At 61.4% G+C, this 21,781-nt stretch carries 23 protein-coding genes and 1 riboswitch; of the genes, 18 read left to right on the top strand and 5 right to left on the bottom strand.

All coding sequences use genetic code 11. The annotated features are described in order from the left end of the window. Positions 1–9 precede the first annotated feature (9 nt). From TX23_RS03065 to purM, 4 genes are all read right to left on the bottom strand, one after another. Positions 10–198 carry a hypothetical protein gene (locus TX23_RS03065; RefSeq protein ID WP_003193064.1) on the bottom strand — a complete coding sequence of 63 codons (189 nt, stop codon included), beginning with the start codon at positions 196–198 and terminating at the stop codon, positions 10–12. A 748-nt stretch (positions 199–946) separates the two neighbouring features. Beyond that, complete coding sequence (locus TX23_RS03060; RefSeq protein ID WP_032880017.1) at positions 947–1,660, bottom strand: DUF3108 domain-containing protein; 714 nt, start codon at positions 1,658–1,660, stop codon at positions 947–949. A gap of 8 nt (positions 1,661–1,668) precedes the next feature. Beyond that, a complete protein-coding gene (gene purN / locus TX23_RS03055; RefSeq protein WP_057700956.1) occupies positions 1,669–2,319 on the bottom strand; it encodes a phosphoribosylglycinamide formyltransferase in 651 nt (216 codons plus the stop codon). Beyond that, positions 2,319–3,377, bottom strand: a complete 1,059-nt coding sequence (purM, locus tag TX23_RS03050) for a phosphoribosylformylglycinamidine cyclo-ligase (RefSeq protein ID WP_014719398.1) — start codon at positions 3,375–3,377, stop codon at positions 2,319–2,321. Before purM ends, purN begins: the two co-directional genes overlap by 1 nt. Before the next feature lie 354 nt (positions 3,378–3,731). On the opposite strand from purM, the gene TX23_RS03045 reads away from it, so the two are divergent. The 5 genes from TX23_RS03045 to TX23_RS03025 all read left to right on the top strand — a co-directional run bounded on the left by TX23_RS03045 (position 3,732) and on the right by TX23_RS03025 (position 8,333). Next, on the top strand, positions 3,732–4,772 hold the full coding sequence (locus TX23_RS03045; protein ID WP_057700955.1) for a DUF2066 domain-containing protein: 1,041 nt from the start codon (positions 3,732–3,734) through the stop codon (positions 4,770–4,772). Between the two features lie 55 nt (positions 4,773–4,827). Further along, on the top strand, positions 4,828–5,901 hold the full coding sequence (locus TX23_RS03040; RefSeq protein ID WP_057700954.1) for an AI-2E family transporter: 1,074 nt from the start codon (positions 4,828–4,830) through the stop codon (positions 5,899–5,901). A gap of 204 nt (positions 5,902–6,105) precedes the next feature. Next, positions 6,106–6,810, top strand: a complete 705-nt coding sequence (gene hda, locus TX23_RS03035) for a DnaA regulatory inactivator Hda (RefSeq protein WP_005790177.1) — start codon at positions 6,106–6,108, stop codon at positions 6,808–6,810. 209 nt (positions 6,811–7,019) lie between these two features. After that, positions 7,020–7,649, top strand: a complete 630-nt coding sequence (locus tag TX23_RS03030; protein WP_057700953.1) for a C40 family peptidase — start codon at positions 7,020–7,022, stop codon at positions 7,647–7,649. Between the two features lie 144 nt (positions 7,650–7,793). Then, complete coding sequence (locus tag TX23_RS03025; RefSeq protein ID WP_005790173.1) at positions 7,794–8,333, top strand: C40 family peptidase; 540 nt, start codon at positions 7,794–7,796, stop codon at positions 8,331–8,333. Between the two features lie 123 nt (positions 8,334–8,456). Here TX23_RS03025 and TX23_RS03020 read toward each other — a convergent pair whose 3' ends face one another. After that, positions 8,457–9,770, bottom strand: coding sequence for a PQQ-dependent sugar dehydrogenase (locus TX23_RS03020; RefSeq protein ID WP_057700952.1), 1,314 nt, complete (start codon positions 9,768–9,770; stop codon positions 8,457–8,459). Between the two features lie 99 nt (positions 9,771–9,869). After that, a riboswitch (cobalamin riboswitch) is annotated at positions 9,870–10,115 on the top strand. Between the two features lie 79 nt (positions 10,116–10,194). Here TX23_RS03020 and cobO point away from each other — a divergent pair. The 13 genes from cobO (at position 10,195) to TX23_RS02955 (ending at position 21,762) form a co-directional block, all read left to right on the top strand. Then, complete coding sequence (gene cobO / locus TX23_RS03015) at positions 10,195–10,806, top strand: cob(I)yrinic acid a,c-diamide adenosyltransferase (protein ID WP_057700951.1); 612 nt, start codon at positions 10,195–10,197, stop codon at positions 10,804–10,806. Next, complete coding sequence (locus tag TX23_RS03010) at positions 10,803–12,185, top strand: cobyrinate a,c-diamide synthase (protein ID WP_057700950.1); 1,383 nt, start codon at positions 10,803–10,805, stop codon at positions 12,183–12,185. The genes cobO and TX23_RS03010 overlap by 4 nt, the downstream gene beginning before the upstream one ends. After that, entirely contained in the window at positions 12,182–12,832 is a 651-nt protein-coding gene (gene bluB / locus TX23_RS03005; protein WP_057700949.1) for a 5,6-dimethylbenzimidazole synthase, read from the top strand. The genes TX23_RS03010 and bluB overlap by 4 nt, the downstream gene beginning before the upstream one ends. Beyond that, positions 12,829–13,737: an adenosylcobinamide-phosphate synthase CbiB gene (cbiB, locus tag TX23_RS03000; RefSeq protein ID WP_057700948.1), complete on the top strand. Its 909-nt coding sequence runs from the start codon at positions 12,829–12,831 to the stop codon at positions 13,735–13,737. The genes bluB and cbiB overlap by 4 nt, the downstream gene beginning before the upstream one ends. Further along, positions 13,730–14,719 (top strand): threonine-phosphate decarboxylase CobD, encoded by a 990-nt coding sequence (gene cobD / locus TX23_RS02995; protein ID WP_057700947.1) that lies wholly within the window; start codon positions 13,730–13,732, stop codon positions 14,717–14,719. The genes cbiB and cobD overlap by 8 nt, the downstream gene beginning before the upstream one ends. Beyond that, the gene (locus tag TX23_RS02990; protein WP_057700946.1) at positions 14,716–16,167 is read left to right on the top strand and encodes a cobyric acid synthase; all 1,452 of its coding nucleotides are present in this window, start codon (positions 14,716–14,718) and stop codon (positions 16,165–16,167) included. Before cobD ends, TX23_RS02990 begins: the two co-directional genes overlap by 4 nt. Positions 16,168–16,473: 306 nt before the next feature. Beyond that, positions 16,474–16,995: a bifunctional adenosylcobinamide kinase/adenosylcobinamide-phosphate guanylyltransferase gene (cobU, locus tag TX23_RS02985; RefSeq protein ID WP_057700945.1), complete on the top strand. Its 522-nt coding sequence runs from the start codon at positions 16,474–16,476 to the stop codon at positions 16,993–16,995. Then, the gene (gene cobT / locus TX23_RS02980) at positions 16,992–18,047 is read left to right on the top strand and encodes a nicotinate-nucleotide--dimethylbenzimidazole phosphoribosyltransferase (RefSeq protein WP_057700944.1); all 1,056 of its coding nucleotides are present in this window, start codon (positions 16,992–16,994) and stop codon (positions 18,045–18,047) included. Before cobU ends, cobT begins: the two co-directional genes overlap by 4 nt. Next, on the top strand, positions 18,044–18,619 hold the full coding sequence (gene cobC, locus TX23_RS02975; protein WP_057700943.1) for an alpha-ribazole phosphatase family protein: 576 nt from the start codon (positions 18,044–18,046) through the stop codon (positions 18,617–18,619). The genes cobT and cobC overlap by 4 nt, the downstream gene beginning before the upstream one ends. Positions 18,620–18,621: 2 nt before the next feature. Further along, positions 18,622–19,350 carry an adenosylcobinamide-GDP ribazoletransferase gene (locus TX23_RS02970; RefSeq protein ID WP_057700942.1) on the top strand — a complete coding sequence of 243 codons (729 nt, stop codon included), beginning with the start codon at positions 18,622–18,624 and terminating at the stop codon, positions 19,348–19,350. A 42-nt stretch (positions 19,351–19,392) separates the two neighbouring features. Continuing rightward, entirely contained in the window at positions 19,393–19,797 is a 405-nt protein-coding gene (locus TX23_RS02965) for a MarR family winged helix-turn-helix transcriptional regulator (RefSeq protein ID WP_005790150.1), read from the top strand. 63 nt (positions 19,798–19,860) lie between these two features. Continuing rightward, positions 19,861–21,060 carry an MFS transporter gene (locus TX23_RS02960; RefSeq protein ID WP_167346918.1) on the top strand — a complete coding sequence of 400 codons (1,200 nt, stop codon included), beginning with the start codon at positions 19,861–19,863 and terminating at the stop codon, positions 21,058–21,060. A gap of 150 nt (positions 21,061–21,210) precedes the next feature. Then, positions 21,211–21,762, top strand: a complete 552-nt coding sequence (locus TX23_RS02955) for a glutathione peroxidase (RefSeq protein WP_057700940.1) — start codon at positions 21,211–21,213, stop codon at positions 21,760–21,762. Positions 21,763–21,781 lie beyond the last annotated feature (19 nt).

Here is a 21,781-nt window from a genome sequence, read left to right as displayed (position 1 = left end):
TTCAGCGCTTCAGGAGCTTTTCGCCTGGCGTTGCAATTCGAGAGTTTCGAGCTCGTTTTTATAATTATGGGCATCGCTCTCGTTGTGGAACATACCGACCAATACGTCTTGCTGATGGACATCCCAGATGTGAATCCCGTGGCCTACCGCCTCGTGGGACATATGTTCATCGTCGCGTTCAGTTACTTTTACAGTCATCTGCTTGCTCCAATCTCTGGTGGGTCTGCGGCAAGTCGTCGCAGGCCTTTGTTATATGATTTGTTAGCTTGCTAAGTAAACTGATTTTGCGCGCAATAATTCATTGCAGGAAGCGCAACAATGCTGGAGGCCGCGTAAACCGAGGCATTGCGTCGCCATGGCAGAGGCTTTATGACAAAAGTTTCATGTTCGGGGCGGCCAGGTTGACCTCGGCACCGCCATCGCAGGCAAGCCAGCTCCCACCTTGAAATGCATTCCCCTGTGGGAGCTGGCTTGCCTGCGAAGGCGGCCTGACAGGCGACACTGTTATACCGAGTACATATCCATTCCTGCGGTAACGGCCACTTAGGGTTCCGCCTGACGGCGGCTCACTTTTGAAAAGCGCAAAAGTAAGCAAAACGCTCTTGCCCCACCACTCGGCACCTCGCTTAGGCTCGGTGTGCCCGAACACAGGCTTGAATCCGTGGGCCGCCGCCACGCGCCATCCATGGCGCGGGGCGGCTAACCCGGCGTCCTGCCGGGTTACCCACGAATTCAAGCCTGCGTTCGGCCAGCGTGGTTTAACGGGGCGCCTGAGATCAAGAGCAAGATCAAGAGCGGCTCGCTTCGCATCGTGGTTACCGTCTGCTGCTACAGCCCAAAAGTTGTGTAGATACCTATGCTGCGATAGCGGTAGTGGCTCGCCCTAAAAATGCCAGGCAAAAAAAAGCCCCGCATTCAGCGAGGCTCTTTTCCGGTGCATCAGCAATCAGCTGCCTTTGACGGCCTTACCGTCAACGGTGCCATCCTGCAGCATGATGTTGTATTCCTTGCCGTCGGTCTCAACCTGACGCAGGGCAACCAGAATGCCGCCCTGGTCCTTGGCAAACCACATCTGCGTGATGCGCTTGCTTTGGGACGGATCACGTACGCGTTCAACCTTGATCGCGTCGATGGAGCCTACCTTGGTCTGGACCTTTTCCGGGCCAATTACGCGGAAGTCATAGGTGTCGACATCAGTGCCTTCGGCCACTCGGTAGCTCATGCTTTTTTTGCCGGCAGCCACGTCGCGCTGCAGGGCGAGCTGATAGGTGGACTTGTCGAGCATGCCGCTTTCGAGGGTGACGTTAACCGGATCCTTGTTTTCAAAACCGGTGATTTTCTTGTTCGCCTGGTCGAAGTCCAGGTTGATCTTCTTCGCCTTGCCCAAGCCGCCGCGCTCGAAGCTGTAGCTCTTGGGTTGCAGGGTGTCCTTGTCGAACAGGATCACGCTGGTTTCGGTCAGGCTGGCAATCATCATTGAGGCCTTGAAGTTCAAGGTCCAGGTGCCGTCGCCGTTTTTGGTCAGGCTGCGTTCAGCCGAACCACTCATGGGCAGTTGCTTCCAGTCGGCGGTGTAGCTGACGGAGAAGGGATGAAGGTCTGCCGCTTGTACGGCAGGCAAAGCGAACAGCGCAAAAGCGAAGAGCAGGGCGCGACGCATAAAATCTCCTAGGTTCGAATCAAGTGGCCGCTGGCCGCGAGTAACTGACCGTCCAATAATGCACCCTGGTCACCAAGAATCAACCGTCCCTCGGCAAACCAGCGAACAGCCAGCGGGTAAATCCTGTGTTCCTGGGTATGAACCCGTTGCGCAAGGGTCTGCGCCGAGTCGCCTGACTCTACCGGAACCACTGCCTGTACGACCAGAGGCCCGCCATCGAGTTCCTCGGTGACGAAGTGCACGCTGCAGCCATGCTCGCTGTCACCGGCGTCGAGAGCGCGCTGATGGGTGTGCATGCCTTTGTACTTGGGCAGCAGGGAAGGGTGGATATTGAGCAGGCGCCCTTCGTAGTGCCGCACGAAATCAGCACTGAGGATGCGCATGAAACCGGCAAGGACCACGAGCTTGGGATTGAAGGCGTCGATCAGTTCGATCAAGGCGCGGTCGAAAGCCTCGCGGCCCTCGAACGCCTTGTGATCCAGCGAGCGGGTATCGATACCCGCGTCCCTGGCGCGTTGCAGGCCGTAGGCGTCGCTGCGGTTGGAAATCACCGCAGCGATGCGCACCGGGCTGTCGCCGCTGCGCGTGCTATCGATCAGGGCCTGCAAGTTACTGCCGGTGCCGGAAAGCAGCACCACGACATCACAGGTTGCAGGCATCAGTGCGCCTTAAGGTTCTTCAGTTCAACCTGGGCCGCGCCTTCGGCGGCAGTGGCGATCTGGCCGATAACCCAAGGTTGCTCGCCGGCTTCACGCAATACGTTCAGCGCGGTTTCAACGTGCTCTTGTGCCACGCAGATGACCATGCCCACGCCGCAGTTGAGCACGCGGTGCATTTCGGTTTCGTTGACGTTGCCTTTCTCTTGCAGCCAATCGAAGACTGCCGGGCGCTGCCAGCTGGCCACGTCGACAATCGCCTGGGCGCCTTTTGGCAGAACGCGCGGGATGTTATCCAGCAGGCCGCCGCCGGTGATGTGGGCCATGGCCTTGACGGCGCCGGTGTCCTTGATCAGCTTGAGCAGTGGCTTGACGTAGATGCGAGTCGGGGCCATCAGCAGGTCGGTCAGCGGCTTGCCGTCGAGCTGGATGTTTTCGATGTCGGCACCGGACACTTCGATGATCTTGCGGATCAGCGAGTAACCGTTGGAGTGCGGGCCGGACGATGGCAGGGCGAGCAGGGCGTCACCGGCAGCTACTTTGGACCCGTCGATGATCTCGGCTTTTTCCACCACACCGACGCAGAAACCGGCCAGGTCGTAGTCTTCGCCTTCGTACATGCCTGGCATTTCAGCGGTTTCGCCGCCGACCAGGGAGCAACCCGACAGTTCGCAGCCGGCGCCGATGCCGGTGACCACCTGGGTTGCGGTCTCGACATTGAGCTTGCCGGTGGCGTAGTAGTCGAGGAAGAACAATGGCTCGGCGCCGCACACCACCAAGTCGTTGACGCACATGGCGACCAGGTCGATGCCGATGCTGTCGTGCTTGTTCAGGTTCAGGGCCAGGCGCAGCTTGGTGCCCACGCCGTCGGTGCCGGATACCAGTACAGGCTGTTTGTAGCCGGCCGGGATTTCGCAGAGGGCGCCAAAACCGCCCAGGCCACCCATGACTTCAGGGCGCGCAGTGCGCTTGGCGACGCTCTTGATGCGTTCGACCAATGCTTCACCGGCGTCGATGTCTACACCGGCGTCCTTGTAGCTCAGGGAGGGTTGCTTGCTCATGATCCAGGCCTTTAGGGGGGGATTCAGGGGTAACGACCGAGCGGGCGGGCGCTTTTGGAAAAGGCCGCTGCCGTTGACGGTCTGCGAAGGCGCGCGATTTTATCAGGCTTGAAGGGCAGCGGCCATCCTCGGGCCGACGGGCAGGGCCATATAGATTAAAAAAGCCGGTTAAAAATGCTGATTCGCTCTGCCAAGCGGCGTATTAAGGTATAGCCTTGAACCCGCTATCGTTATGACAGTACAAAAACTTGTCGAGGCCCTGTGAATGTTTTGCCGGGTGCTGTGGTCACAGCCTGGCTAAACCGATTCACGCGGTCTGTTCCAGCCGCTAAATTTGTCGTTCGGGAATCTTCCATGCGTCTGTGTAAATTCTTCTTTGTGGGCTGTTTGTCCTTGGTCAGTCTGGCGAGTCATGCCGAAACCCTCAATGGCCTCTATCAAGTGCTCGAACCGGTCAGCAGCCAGTCCCCCCAGGAGCGCGACCAAGCCACCCAGCGCGCCGTGCAGACATTGGTGATCCGCCTCACCGGCGACGCCAAGGCCGCCGATGGCCCGGGCCTGGCGGCAATCCGCAAGGACCCGCAACAAATCATCACCCAATACGGCTACGACGCCGGCCCGCCCGAGAGCCTGCAAGTGGACTTCGATCCGGTGAGCACCGACCGGGCCTTGCATGATGCCGGCTTGTCGATCTGGGGCAGTAATCGACCGTCGATTCTCGGTTGGTGGCTGAACGATTCTACCGAAGGCAGCAGCCTGGTCGGCGATGGCCAGGCGGTTGCCCAGACACTGCGCCGTGCCGCGCAACACCGTGGTTTGCCATTGCGCCTGCCGCTGGGCGACCTCGATGAGCAAGTGGTTGCCACTGCGCCGAATCTGGAAAGCGCGGACGCTACGCCGTTGCGTGCAGCCTCCGAGCGCTACGGTGCCGATGCGTTGCTGGCTGTGCATGCGCGCCAGGAAGGCAGTCAGTGGCAGGCCAAATGGCATCTGTGGCTGGGCGATACGGCCGAGCAGGGTACCGCCCAAGGCGCTGACACTGCCGCGCTTGCCGACGCGGTATTGCTGGCGGTCAGCCAAAAGCTGGCACCGCGCTTTGCGGTCAAACCCGGCGTGAGCAGCGAGCAACTGCTTGAAGTGCAAGGTATGAACCTAGAGCGCTACGCCACCCTGGGCCGGTTGCTGGAGCCCTTTGGCGGCCAGCCGCAGTTAGTGGATGGCAACCGTATTGTGTATCGCGTCAACGGCAGCGCCGAGCAGTTGCGTACCCAATTGAGCCTGGCCAAGTTGCAGGAAATCCCTGCAGGCGAAGCCCCGGCCCAGCAACCCGTGGTCGATGGCACGCAACCGGCTGCTGCACCGGAGCCCCAGGCGCAACTGCGTTTTCGTTGGTAAATAGTGTTCCTTCTTCTATATAGAAGAAGGGCGTAAATAACAGATGGAGTGGTTTATGGCGGATACGCGTCGTTGGGTGTGGCTTGGCGGGATAGTCCTGCTGTGCGGTTTTGTGTTCTTGCTGCATTCGATCCTGACGCCGTTCCTGGTGGCGCTGCTGCTCGCCTATCTGTTCGATCCCGTGGTGGATCGCCTGGAAAAAGTCGGCATGTCGCGCACCTGGGGCGTGATCACGGTGTTTGCGCTGTTCACGTTGATCATCACGGCGCTGGTGTTGATATTGGTGCCGATGTTGGCCAAGCAACTGTTTCGCCTCTACGAGCTGGCGCCGCAAATGCTCGACTGGTTGCAGCACACGGCAATGCCGTGGGCCCAGTCCAAGTTCGGGCTGGCGGATGGCTTCTGGAAGTTCGACAAGGTCAAGGCAGCTATCAGCGAGCATATGGACAAGACCACCGATATCGTCACGGTGGTGCTCAGCCAGGCAACCGCGTCGAGCCTGGCGCTGATCGGCTGGTTGACCAACCTGGTGCTGATCCCGGTGGTGGCGTTTTACCTGCTGCGTGACTGGGACATCATGGTGGCCAAGATCCGCAGCCTGCTGCCCCGTGACCGCGAAGAGCGCATCGTCTCCCTCGCCGCAGAATGCCATGAAGTACTGGGGGCGTTTGTTCGCGGCCAACTACTGGTGATGCTGGCGCTGGGAGTGATCTATGCCGCCGGCTTGATGGCCATCGGCCTGGAGCTGGGGCTGTTGATCGGCTTGATCGCGGGCCTGGCAGCCATCGTGCCATATATGGGCTTTGTGATTGGTATCGGTGCGGCGCTGGTGGCCGGTCTGTTCCAGTTTGGCGGCGACCTTTACCCGATGCTGGGGATCGTCGCGGTGTTCATGGTCGGCCAGGCGTTGGAAGGCATGGTGCTGACGCCGCTGCTGGTGGGCGATCGGATTGGCCTGCACCCGGTGGCGGTGATCTTTGCGATCCTGGCCGGTGGCGAGCTGTTCGGGTTTACCGGCATCCTGCTGGCGCTGCCGGTAGCGGCGGTGATCATGGTGCTGGTGCGTCACGTTCATGACTTGTACAAGGATTCGGACGTGTATACGGGCGTTGATGAGCCCGAGTTGTAATCGCAATGTCACAAACCCGGCCAAGGCCGGGTTTGTTGTTTGTGGGGCAGGGGGCGTCAAACAATCCGCGTAAAACCGCGAGGTTAACGCAAACCTTTGATTTTGCTTGTGGTCTGCTGCATTGTGCGCCCGGCGTCACGGGTATAAACTTTGCAAACTTTACACAGAGGCCACTAACGGTTCGATGGGAGCCGTTCAGTCAGCATGAAACCGATTCAGCTGCCCCTAGGTGTGCGTCTGCGTGATGACGCTACCTTTATCAATTACTACCCAGGCGCCAATGCCGCTGCACTCGGCTATGTGGAGCGGCTTTGCGAAGCCGACGCCGGGTGGACTGAAAGCCTGATCTATCTGTGGGGCAAGCATGGCGTGGGGCGTACCCACCTGTTACAGGCTGCGTGCCTGCGTTTCGAGCAGATGGGCGAGCCGGCGGTATACCTGCCGTTGGCCGAGTTGATGGACCGCGGCGTCGGTATCTTCGACAACCTTGAGCAGTACGAACTGGTGTGCCTGGACGACTTGCAGGCAGTGGCCGGCAAGGCGGATTGGGAAGAAGCGCTGTTTCACCTGTTCAACCGCCTGCGCGACAGCGGTCGGCGCTTGCTGATCGCCGCTTCCACCTCGCCGCGTGAGCTGCCGGTTAAGCTGGCCGACCTCAAGTCGCGGCTGACCCTGGCGCTGATCTTCCAGATGCGCCCGTTGTCCGATGAGGACAAGCTGCGTGCTCTGCAACTGCGCGCTTCCCGTCGTGGCCTGCACCTGACCGACGAAGTGGGGCACTTTATCCTGACCCGTGGCACCCGCAGCATGAGCGCGCTGTTCGATTTGCTTGAGCAACTCGACCAGGCGTCCTTGCAGGCGCAAAGAAAATTGACGATCCCTTTCCTCAAAGAAACGTTGGGCTGGTAAAGCGTTGATTTGCCACCATTCGGCAATTTTCAGGCGTCAGCAAATGTGCGTTTGAGCCCGGCAGGCCACGCAAGTACAGCGATTCATGGAATTACGGCTTAGATGGCATAGTCCAAACAATAAGTCACATAGATCACGATTGAATTTGCAAATCGATGTGATAGAGGGCATAGTCTCGGCTTCTTTACACATCAGCCACGGTCGTGCCCATGCTAAATCGCTTCGCACCCCTCGTGCCTCTCGCACTCGTTACCCTATTGTTTGGTTGCGCCTCCCACCCTCAACAGGTGGCAGAACAGCCCAAACCACAGGTTCAAAATCAGGCCAAGTTCGTTGCTGCACAGTCTGCTTCTGTTTATGAAGAAGAGATGGCAACCGAAAAAGAACTCGCCGACTTCTCAGGTAGCAAGCCTTACCAGTTGCCCCTTCTGGCCGACAGCATTCTTGAGCGCGGCAAGTCCCTGATCGGTACCCGTTACCGTTTTGGCGGCACTTCTGAAGCCGGTTTTGATTGCAGCGGTTTTATCGGTTATCTGTTTCGTGAAGAAGCGGGCATGAATCTGCCTCGCTCCACGCGCGAAATGATCAACGTGGACGCACCGTTGGTCGCACGCAACAACCTTAAGCCGGGCGATCTGCTTTTCTTTAGTACCAGTGGTCGCGGTCGTGTCAGCCACGCCGGTATCTACCTGGGCGATAACCAGTTTATCCACTCCAGCAGCCGCCGTAGCGGTGGCGTTCGGGTCGATAACCTGGGTGACAGCTACTGGAGCAAAACCTTCATCGAAGCCAAGCGCGCACTCGCCATGGCCCCGACTACGGTTACCGCTAGTAAGTAAAGTTAAAGTGATACTTGAAGTTTGACGTGTAAGCGCTAGAATCCCTGGACATTGTTGTCATCCGTTCGCGCGAGCTTTGCTTGCGCGTTCTGGTTTTCAACGTTCGGCAGCGAAAGCCGCATCCAGACCAGGATTGTTCTGCACATGTCGACCTCGGCCCGCCTGATGCTCATTGTTTGCGCCGCGCTGCTCAGCGCCTGCGCCAGCCGTCCACCGCCGCCCGCGCCTGTAGCGGTCAAGCCCAAGCCGGTATTCAACTACGCCACCCAGAATTTTTCGCCTGCTGCCGAAGATGTGCTCTTCCGTGCGCTGGGCCTGGTCGGCACGCCTTATCGCTGGGGCGGCAACACACCGGACTCGGGGTTTGATTGCAGTGGCCTGATCGGCTTTGTGTTCCGCGACGCAGCCGGCATCTCATTGCCGCGCACCACCCGTGAATTGATCGTGATGCGTGGCCAGGACGTCAGCGAACAAAACCTGCAAACCGGCGACCTGTTGTTCTTCGCCACCGGTGGCGGTTCGCGGGTCAGCCATGCGGGCATCTATGTGGGGGAGGGCCGCTTCGTACACGCGCCGCAAACCGGCGGTACGGTGAAGCTGGATACGCTCTCCAAAGCGTATTGGCAGAATGCCTACCTGAGTGCCAAGCGGGTACTGCCTGGGAACCTGGCGCGTAATCCCTGAATCAGTAAAACTCCAAAATGTGGGAGCGGGCTTTCCCGCGAATGCAGTGTGTCAGTCAACGCGTTAGTTGACTGGGCTACCGTAATCGCGGGCAAGCCCGCCCCCACATTGGTGTGTGGCGATTTACTTAACAGCCGACACTCTCCAAACCTTATTGCCCACATCATCGGCCACCAGCAAATCCCCCTGCTGATCTATCACCACGCCTACTGGCCGGCCCATGGCCTTCTCATCGCTATCCAGAAACCCGGTCAGCACATCCACCGGTTGCCCTTTCGGCTGGCCCCCTTCGAAGGGCACGAAAATTACCTTGTAGCCACTGTGCGGCTTGCGGTTCCAGGAACCATGCTGGCCGATAAATGCGCCATTACTGAAAGGGGCAGGGAGTTTGCTGCCCTCGGCGAAGGTCAGCCCCAGCGACGCAGTATGAGGGCCTACCGCATAGTCGGGAGCGATGGCCTTGGCGACCATGTCCAGGTTCTGCGGGGTGACACGCACATCCACATGCTGGCCGTAATAACTGAAAGGCCAGCCGTAGAAGCCGCCATCCTTGACCGAGGTGATGTAATCCGGCACCAGGTCGCTGCCGATTTCATCGCGCTCGTTGACCGCCGTCCACAGCTTGCCGCTCTGTGGCTCCCAGGCCATGCCGTTGGGGTTGCGCAGGCCGGAGGCGAAAATGCGGTGCTGGCCGGTCGCGCGATCAACTTCCCAGATAGCAGCGCGGCCTTGCTCGGCGTCCAGGCCGTTTTCGCCGACGTTGCTGTTTGAGCCGACGCTCACATACAGCTTGCTGCCGTCCTTGCTGGCCACCACGTTTTTGGTCCAGTGATGGTTCAAGGGGCCGCCTGGCAAATCCACGACGGTGGTGCCTTGGGACGTGATTGCGGTTTCACCCGGCTGATAGGGAAAGCGCAGCAACTTGTCCGAGTCCGCCACGTACAGATCGTTGCCCACCAGTGTCATGCCAAACGGCGAATTCAGATTTTGCAGAAATACCGTACGCGTTTCGGCCACGCCGTCATGATCGGCATCGCGCAGCAGCGTGATGCGGTTCGGGCTGGGCACACCGGCACCGGCGCGGCCCATGACTTTTTCCATCACCCAGCCGCGCACGCCTTTGGAGTCGTCTGGCTTGGGCGGCGCATTGGTCTCGGCCACCAGCACGTCGCCGTTGGGCAGCACGTAGAGCCAGCGTGGGTGATCCAGGCCTTCGGCGAAGGCGGCCACTTGGGTGCCGGCGGCAGCCGTTGGCTTGGCGCCTTCAGGCCAACCGATCGCCGGGGCGATGTTGACGGTGGGAATCAGCGTCTTGTTCGGCTCCGGCAGTTTGGGCGAGGGCCCGGTGCCATCCGCGACTTGCAGGGTGGAGCTTTCGCCGCAGGCGGCGAGGCTGCCGGTGAGCATGATCAGTAAGGCCAATCGGGTTTTAGGCATGGTTTTCTCCTTGATACCTGTAAGGGTAGAGAAGCACGCTGTACGGATGGTTCAAGTACAAGGCCAGCTTTAATTGACGCTCCACCCCCAACCCACTAACCTTCGCGGCTTGTTCCAGGTGCTCTGTGGCGCGTGCGTCGACAGAGTGAAACAGGGAAGCCGGTGAGTGAGCGCACTTGTACACAGTGCTGCCGCGATTCCGGCGCTGCCCCCGCAACGGTAAATGAGTCAAGACGGTGCTGTTTGCCACTGTATCGCCCGCGATATGGGAAGGCGCGCCCTCGGCTGCTTCGATAAGACGCGCCACTCATGAGTCCGGAGACCGGCCTTGAACATTCAACAGCATCACGGTGGGCGATGCTTGGCTGTCTGTTTTTTCTTTTTCCTGCCCGCCGTTTTTGTCCAGCCCCAACGGAGAGCTGCCATGACCGATTCCCCCGACCGCGACGAACGCCACCTGGCGCGCATGTTGCGCAAAAAAGCCGTGATCGACGAGCGCATCGCCAATTCGCCGAATGAGTGCGGCTTATTGCTGGTATTGACCGGCAACGGCAAAGGCAAGAGCAGCTCGGCTTTCGGCATGTTGGCCCGCGCCATGGGCCACGGCATGCAGTGCGGTGTGGTGCAGTTCATCAAGGGCCGCAACAGCACGGGCGAAGAGCTGTTCTTCCGGCGCTTCCCCGAGCAGGTGCGCTTCCACGTCATGGGCGAAGGCTTCACCTGGGAAACCCAGGATCGCCAACGTGATATCGCCGCCGCCGAAGCGGCCTGGGCGGTGTCCCGGGCGATGCTCAATGACGCGTCCATTCGCCTGGTGGTGCTGGACGAACTGAACATCGCCCTCAAGCACGGCTACCTCGACCTGGATCAGGTCCTCAGCGACCTGCAAGCCCGCCCGCCGATGCAGCATGTGGTGGTCACTGGCCGGGGCGCCAAGCCTGAATTGATCGAAATGGGCGACACCGTCACCGAAATGGGCATGCTCAAGCACGCGTTCCAGGCCGGTATCAAGGCACAGAAGGGCGTCGAACTTTGAATCAGCCCCGCCAATGCCCGGCCGTATTGATCGCCGCTCCGGCGTCCGGCCAGGGCAAAACCACGGTCACCGCCGCGCTGGCCCGTTTGCATCGCAATTTGGGGCGCAAGGTGCGCGTGTTCAAATGCGGGCCGGACTTTCTCGACCCCATGATCCACGAGCGCGCCAGCGGTGCGCCGGTGTATCAATTGGACATGTGGATGGTGGGCGAGCAGGAAAGTCGTCGTCTGCTGTGGGAAGCGGCGGGGGAGGCCGACCTGATCCTGATCGAAGGCGTGATGGGGCTGTTCGACGGCACCCCCTCCAGCGCCGACCTGGCGCGGCACTTCGGCGTACCGGTGCTGGGGGTGATCGACGGGACTGCCATGGCTCAGACCTTTGGTGCCCTGGCCCTGGGCCTGGCGCGCTATCAGCCCGACCTGCCGTTTGCCGGGGTGCTGGCCAACCGGGTCGGCACCCTGCGTCATGCGCAGTTACTCGAAGGCAGCCTCACCGAAGGCTTGCGCTGGTACGGCGCGTTATCCCGCGAGACCGGCATCGAACTTCCGAGTCGCCACCTGGGCCTGGTGCAAGCCAGTGAACTCAATGACCTGGATGTGCGCCTGGATGCCGCCGCCCGGGCGCTGGGCAGCAGTTGCGAAGTGGCTCTGCCGCCGCCCGTGACCTTTGCCGCGCCCAAAGTGATCAAGGCCGAACCGTTACTGGCTGGTGTGCGTATCGCTGTCGCCCGTGACGAAGCCTTTGCCTTTACCTACGGCGCCAGCCTGGATTTGCTGCGGGCCATGGGCGCCGAGCTGACATTCTTCTCGCCTATCCATGATCGCCAGCTGCCGCAGGCGGACAGCCTTTACCTGCCTGGCGGGTATCCGGAGCTGCACCATCAGGCCCTGTCGGCAAACACCTCGATGCTGGAGGCCATCCGTGCTCATCATGCCGCCGGCAAGCCTCTGCTCGCCGAATGTGGCGGCATGCTCTACCTGCTCGATTCGCTGATGGATGTAGAGGGCGCCCGAGCCGAACTGGTTGGCTTGCTGCCAGGCGAAGCGGTGATGCAAAAGAAACTTGCGGCCCTGGCCTTGCAAAGTGTCGAACTGCCGGAAGGCACGTTGCGCGGGCACACCTATCACCACTCCTTGACCAGCACCGCATTGGCGCCGATTGCCCGTGGCCTGAGCCCTAACGGTGGGCGCGGGGCTGAAGCGGTTTACCGACAAGGGCGGCTGACCGCTTCCTACGTACACTTTTATTTTCCGTCGAATCCTGGCGCGGTGGCCGCGTTGTTCGCGCCAGACCTTGAGACCGCTATCGCAGGCAAGCCAGCTCCCACAGGGGAATGCATTCCAAATGTGAGAGGGGGCTTGCCCCCGATGCGGCCATGACTGACAACGCCTTCCCCGAGGCCGACCGCCAGGCTGTCTACCGCGCCATCGCCGAACGTCGCGATATGCGCCACTTCACCGGCGGCAACGTCGCCCCCGAGCTGCTGCACCGCCTGCTCCAGGCCGCGCACCAGGCGCCAAGCGTCGGCCTGATGCAGCCGTGGCGTTTTCTGCGCATCAGCGACCGCTCGTTGCGCAGCCAGATTCAAGAGTTGGTGGAAGAAGAGCGCGTGCGCACCGCCGAGGCGCTGGGCGAGCGCTCCGATGAATTCATGAAGCTCAAGGTCGAAGGCATCAACGACTGCGCCGAGGTGTTGGTGGCCGCACTGATGGATGATCGCGAGCGCCACATCTTCGGGCGCCGCACCTTGCCCGAAATGGACATGGCGTCCTTATCCTGCGCGATCCAGAACCTGTGGCTGGCGGCGCGTGTTGAAGGCTTGGGCATGGGCTGGGTGTCGCTGTTTGAACCCCGGGCGCTGGCCCAATTGCTGGGTTTGCCCCCTGGTGCGAAACCCCTGGCCGTACTGTGCCTGGGGCCTGTGGCCGAGTTCTACCCGGCACCGATGTTGCAGATCGAAGGCTGGACCGAGCCACGGCCGCTAAGTGACATGCTGTATGAAAACAAGTGGGGAGTGAGTCAATGAGTGTGGCCTTGCTGTGTGTCGCTGCGGTGGCGCTGGATGCGCTGCTGGGTGAACCCAGGCGCTGGCATCCGCTGGTGGCGTTCGGCAACTTCGCCGGGCGCATCGAGCAGCGTTTCAATAGCGGTGGGCGCGGCTGGCGCAGCCATGGCGTGACGGCATGGTTTATCGCCGTGGTGCCGTTGACCCTGCTCGCCACCGCCTTATCCTGGGCGCCTTATATCGGCTGGCTCCTGGAGATCCTGGCGTTGTACTGCGCCCTGGGTATGCGCAGCCTGGGCGAACATGTGACCCCGGTGGCCCAGGCCCTGCGCAGCGATGACCTGGATGAGGCACGCCAACGTGTGAGTTACCTGGTCAGCCGCCAGACCAGCGAACTGGACCGCACTGAAGTCGCCCGCGCCGCAACCGAGTCGGTGCTGGAGAACGGCAGCGATGCGGTATTCGCCGCATTGTTCTGGTTTGTGGTGGCGGGCGTGCCAGGCGTGGTGCTCTATCGCCTGAGCAACACCCTCGACGCCATGTGGGGCTATCGCAACGAGCGCTTCGAGCGTTTTGGCTGGGCGGCTGCAAAGATCGACGATGTGCTCAACTACATTCCTGCGCGTTTGGTGGCCTTGACCTACGCATTATTGGGCAAAACCCGCCTGGCCCTCAAATGCTGGCGTACCCAGGGCCCGACATGGGACAGTCCCAACGCCGGTCCGGTGATGGCCGCCGGTGCCGGTGCGTTGGGCGTCGAACTCGGCGGTGCAGCGATTTATCACGGCGAGCTGCATCAGCGCCCGCCGTTGGGTGAAGGCCCGCCGGCCGATGCCGATTCCATTGACCGTGGCTGGCAACTGGTGCAACGCGGCGTATGGTTGTGGCTGCTGATCTTGTGCGTGGGGGCGCAAATCTATGCTTGAGCACGGTGGTCGGCTGCGAAAAGCCGCGATTGAATACGGGATTGCCGAAGCGGATTGGCTGGATCTGTCCAGTGGCCTGGCGCCCTGGCCGTGGCCGATTCCCGAGATCCCGCTGCGCGCCTGGGCCCGCCTGCCGGAAACCGATGACGGCCTGGAGAGGGCCGCCTGTGAGTATTACGGCGCCGCCCAGTTGTTACCGGTGCCGGGCTCCCAGGCCGCGATCCAGTTGCTGCCGCGCCTGCGCCGTTCCGGCAAGGTCGGCGTGCTCTCGCCCTGTTATGCCGAGCACGCCGAAGCCTGGCGCCGCGCCGGTTATGTGGTGCGTGAAGTGCAGGAGCAGGAGGTCGACTTCTATCTCGACAGCCTCGACGTGCTGGTGGTGGTCAACCCCAACAACCCCACGGGCCTTAGTTTGCCCCCGCAACGCTTGCTGGACTGGCACGCGCGGCTGGTCCAGCGCGGTGGCTGGCTGGTGGTGGACGAAGCGTTCATGGACGTGACCCCTGATTCAAGCCTGGCGAGCCATACCGATCAGGTCGGTTTGATCGTACTGCGCTCGTTCGGCAAGTTTTTCGGCCTGGCCGGTGTGCGCCTGGGCTTTGTGCTGGCCGAACGCAAGTTGCTCAAGTTGCTGGCCGAGCAGGTCGGGCCCTGGGCAGTCAGCGGGCCCACGCGGGTATTGGGCCAAGTGTGCCTGCGCGATACGGATGGGCACGCCCGCCAGCGTGATCGGTGCATCGAAGCGGGCCGGCGCTTGTTCGAACTGCTTGAACGCAGAGGCTTTCAACCCCACGGCGGCTGTGCATTGTTCCAGTGGTTGATCACCCCTCATGCCGGGCGCCTGCACGAATTCATGGCTCAGCGCGGCATCCTGCTGCGCCTGTTTGTGCACGACAGTAGCGTGCGTTTCGGCCTGCCCGACGCCGAAGCCGACTGGCTGCGGCTGGACGAAGCCTTGGTCGCTTACAAGGAAGCCACATGAGTACGCTGATGGTGCAGGGCACCACGTCCGACGCCGGCAAAAGTACCCTGGTGACTGCGCTGTGCCGTTGGCTGGTGCGCCAGGGTGTCGGTGTGGTGCCGTTCAAACCGCAGAATATGGCGCTCAACAGCGCGGTGACGGCCGAAGGCGGCGAGATCGGCCGCGCCCAGGCGGTGCAGGCTCAGGCCGCCAACCTCGCGCCCCACACCGATATGAACCCGGTGCTGCTCAAGCCCAACAGCGACACCGGTTCCCAAGTGATCATCCACGGCCGTGCCGTGACCAGCATGAACGCCGTGGCCTATCACGACTACAAAGCCATCGCGATGCAGGCGGTGTTGGCTTCCCACGCACGTTTGAGCCAGGCCTACCCAGTGGTGATGGTCGAAGGCGCGGGCTCCCCGGCCGAGATCAACCTGCGCGCCAATGACATCGCCAACATGGGCTTTGCCGAAGCGGTGGATTGCCCGGTGCTGTTGATCGCCGATATCAATCGCGGCGGCGTGTTTGCCCACCTGGTCGGCACTCTGGAACTGCTGTCGCCCAGCGAGCAGGCGCGGGTCAAGGGCTTCATCATCAACCGTTTTCGCGGTGATATCGCGCTGTTGCAGCCTGGGCTGGATTGGCTGGAAGCGCGCACCGGCAAGCCGGTTGTCGGCGTGTTGCCTTATGTGATGGACCTGCACCTGGAGGCGGAAGACGGCATCGACCAGCGCCAGATCGACAAGGCCGCCCAAGTGCTCAAGGTGGTAGTGCCGGTGTTGCCGCGTATCAGCAACCATACCGATTTCGACCCGTTGCGCTTGCACCCCCAGGTGGATTTGCAGTTTGTCGGGCCGGGCCAGGCGATACCGGCTGCTGACCTGATCATCCTGCCGGGCTCGAAAAGCGTGCGCAGTGACTTGGCCTATCTGCGTGCCAATGGCTGGGACACCGCCGTGGCGCGGCATCTGCGTTATGGCGGCAAGGTGCTGGGGATCTGCGGCGGCTTGCAGATGCTGGGTGAGCAGGTGCATGACCCGCTTGGGCTGGAGGGTGTGGCCGGGTCCAGTGTCGGCCTCGGGCTGCTGGCGTTTACTACAACGCTGGAGGAGGAGAAGCAGCTGCGCAATGTGCGCGGACGCCTGGTGCTCGAAGATGCTGAAGTGAGTGGGTATGAGATTCATGCGGGTGTGACATCAGGCGATGCCCTGCTCAGCGCTGCCGTGCTGCTGGACGATGGTCGCAGCGATGGCGCGCTGAGTGCTGACGGGCAGATTCTCGGCACCTACCTGCACGGGCTGTTCGAAACACCGGCGGCGTGCAGTGCCTTGCTGCGGTGGGCCGGATTGCAGGAGGTGCAAGAGGTGGATTATCACGGGTTGCGCGAGCGTGATATCGAGCGGTTGGCGGATCTGGTTGAACACCATTTGGACACCGATTTGTTGCGCAACCTATGTGGGATTTAACAGTGTGTACGCGATGCAAATGTGGGAGGGGGCTTGCTCCCGATGGCGGCCTGTGGGTGTACATATCCATTGCTGCGGTAACGGCCACTTATGGTTCCGCTCTTACAGCGGGTCACTTTTGAAAAGCGCAAAAGTAACCAAAACGCTCTTGCCCCACCTCAAGCCTGCGTTCGGCCAGCGTGGTTTAACGGGGCGCCTAAGATCAAAAGCAAAATCAAGAGCGGCTCGCTGCGCATCGTGGTTACGTAAAGCGCCGCGTTCAGTCTGGTTTTGCGCTCCACCTTTGACTTTTACAGGGCTAATTCCATGCTCCAACTGATCTTGGGTGGTGCCCGTTCGGGCAAGAGTCGCCTGGCTGAAAAGCTCGCCTGCGACAGCGGTTTGCCGGTTACTTATATCGCCACCAGCCAACCCCTCGACGGTGAGATGAACGAGCGCGTCGCTTTGCATCGCCAGCGTCGCCCCGACCACTGGGGGCTGGTTGAAGAACCCATTGACCTGGCGCGCGTGCTGCGCGAAAACGCCGCCACTGATCGCTGCCTGCTGGTGGATTGCCTGACCTTATGGCTCACCAATCTTCTGATGCTCGAAGACCCGGCGCGTCTTGCCTTCGAGCGTGATCAACTGCTGCAAATCCTGGACTCGCTGCCGGGTGAAATCATTTTTGTCAGCAACGAGACCGGTCTGGGTGTCGTGCCGCTGGGCGAATTGACTCGCCGCTATGTGGATGAAGCCGGTTGGTTGCATCAAGCCTTGGCCGAGCGGTGTCAGCGTGTCGTGTTGACAGTTGCCGGCCTGCCCCTGACTTTGAAAGGTACTGCGTTATGACGGACTCCTGGTGGCTCAACCCCTGCAAGGCCATTGATGCTGCGGCCCATGAACAGGCGCTGGCGCGTCAGCAGCAATTAACCAAGCCTGCCGGTTCCCTCGGCCGGCTGGAAGCGCTGGCGGTGCAGTTGGCGGGTTTGCAGGGGCGGGTCAAGCCGTCGGTGGAGCAACTGTGGATCGCGATTTTTGCCGGCGATCACGGTGTGGTGGCTGAGGGCGTATCGGCGTTTCCCCAGGCGGTCACCGGGCAGATGCTGCAAAACTTCGTCAGCGGCGGCGCGGCGATCAGCGTGTTGGCGCGGCAACTGGATGCGCCACTGGAAGTGGTTGATCTTGGCACGGTGACGCCCTCGCTGGACTTGCCCGGTGTGCGTCATTTGAACATCGGCGCGGGCACCGCCAATTTCGTCCATGGCCCGGCGATGACCCAGGCTCAGGGGCTGCTGGCATTGCACGCGGGCCGAGACAGCGCGCACCGCGCTCTGGAGTGTGGTGCGCATGTGTTTATCGGCGGCGAGATGGGCATCGGCAACACCACCGCGGCCAGCGCGTTGGCCTGTGCCTTGCTGGATTGCCAGGTGAGCGACCTGACCGGCCCGGGTACAGGTTTGAATGCTGCAGGCGTGAGCCACAAGGTTGCGGTCATCGAACGCGCGTTGGCGCTGCATACCGGGCAACGCGGTGATGCGTTGCAAACGCTGTTCAATCTCGGTGGTTTTGAAATTGCCGCGTTGGTTGGCGCTTACCTGGCCTGTGCCCAGGCAGGCATCGTGGTGTTGGTGGACGGGTTTATCTGCAGCGTGGCCGCGCTGGTGGCGGTGCGCTTGAACCCGGCGTGCCGCGAATGGCTGGTGTTCGGGCATCGGGGCGCCGAGCCGGGCCATCGCCATGTATTGCAGAGCCTCAATGCCGAACCGCTGCTGGAACTGGGCTTGCGCCTGGGCGAGGGCAGCGGCGCGGCGCTGGCGGTGCCGTTGTTGCGGTTAGCCTGTGCGTTGCACGGGCAAATGGCAACCTTCGCCGAAGCGGCTGTGGCGGATCGCCCCGCATGACCTTGCACCTGGACCTGCTGCGCCATGGCGAAACCGAACTGGGCGGCGGCCTGCGCGGCAGCCTGGACGATGCCTTGACCGCCAGGGGCTGGGCGCAGATGCGTGCCGCGGTGGTGGGGCAAGGGCCGTGGGATCGGCTGATCGGCTCACCGCTGCAACGCTGCGCCTTGTTCGCCCGGGAGCTGGGCGCACAGCTCGATCTGCCGGTCAGCCTTGAGCCGGCGTTGCAAGAACTGCACTTCGGCGCCTGGGAGGGCCAGAGCGCCGCTGCGCTGATGGAGACCGATGCCGAAGGGCTGGGGCTGTTCTGGGCTGATCCCTATGGCTTTACGCCGCCAGAGGGCGAGCCCGTCATTGAGTTTTCCCGGCGGGTGCTCGGCGCGGTATCACGCCTGCATCAGGCTTATGCTGGCCAGCGTGTGCTGTTGATCAGTCATGGCGGCGTGATGCGCCTGCTGTTGGCCCAGGCGCGTGGGATGCCGCGCGAGCAACTGCTGAACGTCGAGGTCGGCCACGGCGCGCTGTTCAGCCTGCAGGTTGGCGCCGATGGCGTACTGAAAGAAGGAGCGTAACGATGCTGCCGTTCTGGATCGCCCTGCAATTTCTCAGCTGCCTGCCGATCCGCTTACCGGGTATGCCGCAGCCTCAGGAGCTGGGCCGCTCGTTGCTGTTTTATCCGCTGGTGGGGCTGCTGTTCGGCCTGTTGCTGTGGGGGTTGAACCAGGTTTTGGTGGGCGCGCCCTTGCTACTGCACGCCGCGCTGTTGTTGACGGCCTGGGTGCTGCTCAGCGGTGGTCTGCACCTGGATGGCCTGGCGGACAGCGCCGACGCCTGGTTAGGTGGCTTTGGTGACCGCGAGCGCACCCTCAGCATCATGAAAGACCCGCGCAGCGGGCCGATTGCGGTAGTCACCCTGGGCTTGGTGCTACTGCTCAAGTTCAGCGCGTTGGTGGCCCTGATCGAACAGCACAATGGCGCTGCCCTGATCCTGGCGCCTTTGATCGGGCGGGCTTCGATGCTGGCGCTGTTCCTGACCACGCGCTATGTGCGGGCGGGCGGGTTGGGCCAGGCACTGTCGGACCACTTGCCACGGATTGTCGGTCAGCAGGTGCTGATCCTCAGCGGATTGGCCTGCATCCTGATTGGTGGTTTTAACGGTGGCATCGCGGTGTTGCTGGCGGCGCTGTGTTTTGTGTGGCTGCGTCACTTGATGATCAAGCGCCTTGGCGGCACCACGGGCGACACGGCGGGCGCGCTGTTGGAACTGCTGGAAGTCGCGGTTCTGGTCGTGCTGGCGCTGTAACGATTTCTTGCAATTCCTTAACTCCGGGTATATACACGCTCTATGCTTGCCTCCCAATGTTTATGCACCAACCTGCGACGTGCCGCCCGTGGCGTCAGCAGGCATTACGACGGCGCTCTCGACGGCTTCGGGATCAACGTCGCCCAGTATTCTTTGCTGTGTAACCTGCAGCGCCTCGACCAACCGAGCATTTCCAGTCTGGCCGAAGCCATGGGCCTGGATCGCAGCACCCTGGGGCGCAACCTGCGTGTTCTGGAAGGCGAGGGGTTGGTGCAATTGGTCGAGGGGGATGACCTGCGTAACCGCCTGGTGTTGTTGACTGAAAGTGGTCAGCAACGATTGGCCGCTGCGTTGCCGGCATGGGAGGCGGCGCAACAGAAACTGATTGATAAGCTCGGCGCCGAAAAGCGCGAAACCTTGTTGGCCTTGCTGGATGAACTTGCCTGAACGGCGGTTTGTTCGACTACAAGCGGGTATATACCCGCGAGCGGAGAATAAAAAATGACCTCGATGTGGCGCACCAGTGGCTGGATCCTTATGGGGAGTGCGCTGATCCTGGCGTTGTCCTTGGGCGTACGGCATGGCTTTGGGCTGTTCCTGGCGCCGATGAGCAGTGAGTTTGGTTGGGGGCGTGAGACTTTCGCCTTCGCCATTGCCTTGCAGAACTTGATCTGGGGCCTGGCGCAGCCGTTTACCGGCGCCTTGGCCGATCGTTTCGGCGCAACCAGAGCGGTGTTTATCGGCGGCGTGTTGTACGCCGTGGGCCTGGTGCTGATGGGCATGTCCGACTCTGCGTGGTCGTTGTCCCTGAGCGCAGGCTTGCTGATTGGTATCGGCCTGTCCGGCACCTCGTTTTCCGTGATTCTCGGTGTGGTCGGTCGCGCGGTACCGCCGGAAAAACGCAGCATGGCCATGGGCATTGCCAGCGCCGCCGGGTCCTTCGGCCAGTTCGCCATGGTGCCCGGCACCCTCGGCTTGATCGGTTGGCTGGGCTGGTCCGCAGCGCTGCTGGCGTTAGGCTTGATGGTGGCATTGATCCTGCCGCTGGTTGCCATGCTCAAGGATCGACCGTTGCCGGTCACGGTCGGTCAGCAAACCCTGCGTGAAGCGCTCAAGGAAGCCTGCTCTCACTCCGGGTTCTGGCTACTGTCTTTCGGTTTTTTTGTGTGCGGTTTCCAAGTGGTGTTTATCGGTGTGCACTTACCGGCATACCTGGTGGACCAACACCTGCCGGCCACTGTGGGCACTACGGTGCTGGCCTTGATCGGTCTGTTCAATGTGTTCGGCACTTATACCGCTGGCTGGCTGGGCGGGCGCATGTCCAAGCCGCGCCTGCTGACCGGCCTGTACCTGCTGCGGGCGGTGGTGATTGTGTTGTTTCTGTGGGCACCAGTCACTGAAGTTACGGCCTATCTGTTTGGCATGGCGATGGGGTTTCTGTGGTTGTCCACCGTGCCGCTGACCAACGGCACCGTCGCGACGTTGTTTGGTGTACGCAACCTCTCAATGCTCGGTGGGATTGTGTTCCTGTTCCATCAGCTCGGCTCGTTCCTCGGTGGTTGGCTGGGCGGGGTGGTTTATGATCGAACCGGCAACTACGATTTGATCTGGCAAGTGGCAATTTTGCTCAGCCTGCTCGCTGCCGCGCTGAATTGGCCGGTGCGTGAGCGGCCGGTGGCACGTATTCAGGCGCAGATGGAGGCAGCATGAGCATGACAGCGCGTCTTATGCTGTTGGCGGTGGGGATGGTGTTGCTGCTGCTGGCCTGGTGGGGCTGGCAGCGGGGCGGCCTGGCGTTGATGCAACTGGGCATGGCGATCTGTTAAGTTGTGGGTCTGAACCGACTCAAGGACTTTTGACATGCAGATGCGCTGGCTCGCTGTACCCGTCCTGATGGCTATCGGCAGCATGGCGATGGCTGCCAGTTGCCCGCCGCTGCTTGCGGGCCAACTGCCCAAGCTGCGGGCCAAGGAATCCATTGACCTTTGCCAGCAATTCGCCGGCAAGCCCTTGGTGATCGTCAACACGGCCAGCTTCTGCGGCTTTGCCCCGCAGTTCAAAGGTTTGGAAGGCTTATACCAACGCTATAAAGGCGAAGGCCTGGAAGTGATTGGTGTGCCTTCCGATGACTTCAAGCAGGAGGCCAAAAGCGGGGAAGAAACCGCCAAGGTCTGCTACGTTAATTATGGCGTGACTTTCACCATGACCGAGCCGCAGAAGGTCAGGGGGCCGGATGCGGTGCATCTGTTTAAGGTCCTGGCCGAGCAGGCCGACGCGGCGCCGAAGTGGAACTTCTACAAGTACGTGGTGGACCGCCAGGGCAATGTTGTCGCCAGCTTTTCCAGCCTGACCAAGCCGGATAGCCCGGAGTTGATCGAGGCGGTGGAGCAGGCCATAGCGTCCAAACCCTGATTCGCGAGCAATGAAAAGC

The sequence above is a fragment of the Pseudomonas paralactis genome, assembly GCF_001439735.1.
Taxonomy (GTDB): domain Bacteria; phylum Pseudomonadota; class Gammaproteobacteria; order Pseudomonadales; family Pseudomonadaceae; genus Aquipseudomonas; species Aquipseudomonas paralactis.
Note: the sequence above shows the minus strand (reverse complement) of the source record. Positions and strands in the feature narration are given on the sequence as shown.

Excerpts from the sequence above, each read along its gene's own strand:
- TX23_RS02990 (WP_057700946.1), top strand. The coding sequence starts at position 14,716 with ATGAGTACGCTGATGGTGCAGGGCACCACGTCCGACGCCGGCAAAAGT.
- TX23_RS03030 (WP_057700953.1), top strand. The coding sequence starts at position 7,020 with ATGCTAAATCGCTTCGCACCCCTCGTGCCTCTCGCACTCGTTACCCTA.
- cbiB (WP_057700948.1), top strand. The coding sequence starts at position 12,829 with ATGAGTGTGGCCTTGCTGTGTGTCGCTGCGGTGGCGCTGGATGCGCTG.
- TX23_RS03040 (WP_057700954.1), top strand. The coding sequence starts at position 4,828 with ATGGCGGATACGCGTCGTTGGGTGTGGCTTGGCGGGATAGTCCTGCTG.
- TX23_RS03025 (WP_005790173.1), top strand. The coding sequence starts at position 7,794 with ATGTCGACCTCGGCCCGCCTGATGCTCATTGTTTGCGCCGCGCTGCTC.
- cobD (WP_057700947.1), top strand. The coding sequence starts at position 13,730 with ATGCTTGAGCACGGTGGTCGGCTGCGAAAAGCCGCGATTGAATACGGG.
- purM (WP_014719398.1), bottom strand. The coding sequence starts at position 3,377 with ATGAGCAAGCAACCCTCCCTGAGCTACAAGGACGCCGGTGTAGACATC.
- hda (WP_005790177.1), top strand. The coding sequence starts at position 6,106 with ATGAAACCGATTCAGCTGCCCCTAGGTGTGCGTCTGCGTGATGACGCT.
- TX23_RS03065 (WP_003193064.1), bottom strand. The coding sequence starts at position 198 with ATGACTGTAAAAGTAACTGAACGCGACGATGAACATATGTCCCACGAG.
- TX23_RS03060 (WP_032880017.1), bottom strand. The coding sequence starts at position 1,660 with ATGCGTCGCGCCCTGCTCTTCGCTTTTGCGCTGTTCGCTTTGCCTGCC.
- purN (WP_057700956.1), bottom strand. The coding sequence starts at position 2,319 with ATGCCTGCAACCTGTGATGTCGTGGTGCTGCTTTCCGGCACCGGCAGT.
- cobC (WP_057700943.1), top strand. The coding sequence starts at position 18,044 with ATGACCTTGCACCTGGACCTGCTGCGCCATGGCGAAACCGAACTGGGC.
- TX23_RS02965 (WP_005790150.1), top strand. The coding sequence starts at position 19,393 with ATGCTTGCCTCCCAATGTTTATGCACCAACCTGCGACGTGCCGCCCGT.
- cobT (WP_057700944.1), top strand. The coding sequence starts at position 16,992 with ATGACGGACTCCTGGTGGCTCAACCCCTGCAAGGCCATTGATGCTGCG.
- TX23_RS02955 (WP_057700940.1), top strand. The coding sequence starts at position 21,211 with ATGCAGATGCGCTGGCTCGCTGTACCCGTCCTGATGGCTATCGGCAGC.
- cobO (WP_057700951.1), top strand. The coding sequence starts at position 10,195 with ATGACCGATTCCCCCGACCGCGACGAACGCCACCTGGCGCGCATGTTG.
- TX23_RS03020 (WP_057700952.1), bottom strand. The coding sequence starts at position 9,770 with ATGCCTAAAACCCGATTGGCCTTACTGATCATGCTCACCGGCAGCCTC.
- bluB (WP_057700949.1), top strand. The coding sequence starts at position 12,182 with ATGACTGACAACGCCTTCCCCGAGGCCGACCGCCAGGCTGTCTACCGC.
- TX23_RS02960 (WP_167346918.1), top strand. The coding sequence starts at position 19,861 with ATGTGGCGCACCAGTGGCTGGATCCTTATGGGGAGTGCGCTGATCCTG.
- TX23_RS03045 (WP_057700955.1), top strand. The coding sequence starts at position 3,732 with ATGCGTCTGTGTAAATTCTTCTTTGTGGGCTGTTTGTCCTTGGTCAGT.
- cobU (WP_057700945.1), top strand. The coding sequence starts at position 16,474 with ATGCTCCAACTGATCTTGGGTGGTGCCCGTTCGGGCAAGAGTCGCCTG.
- TX23_RS02970 (WP_057700942.1), top strand. The coding sequence starts at position 18,622 with ATGCTGCCGTTCTGGATCGCCCTGCAATTTCTCAGCTGCCTGCCGATC.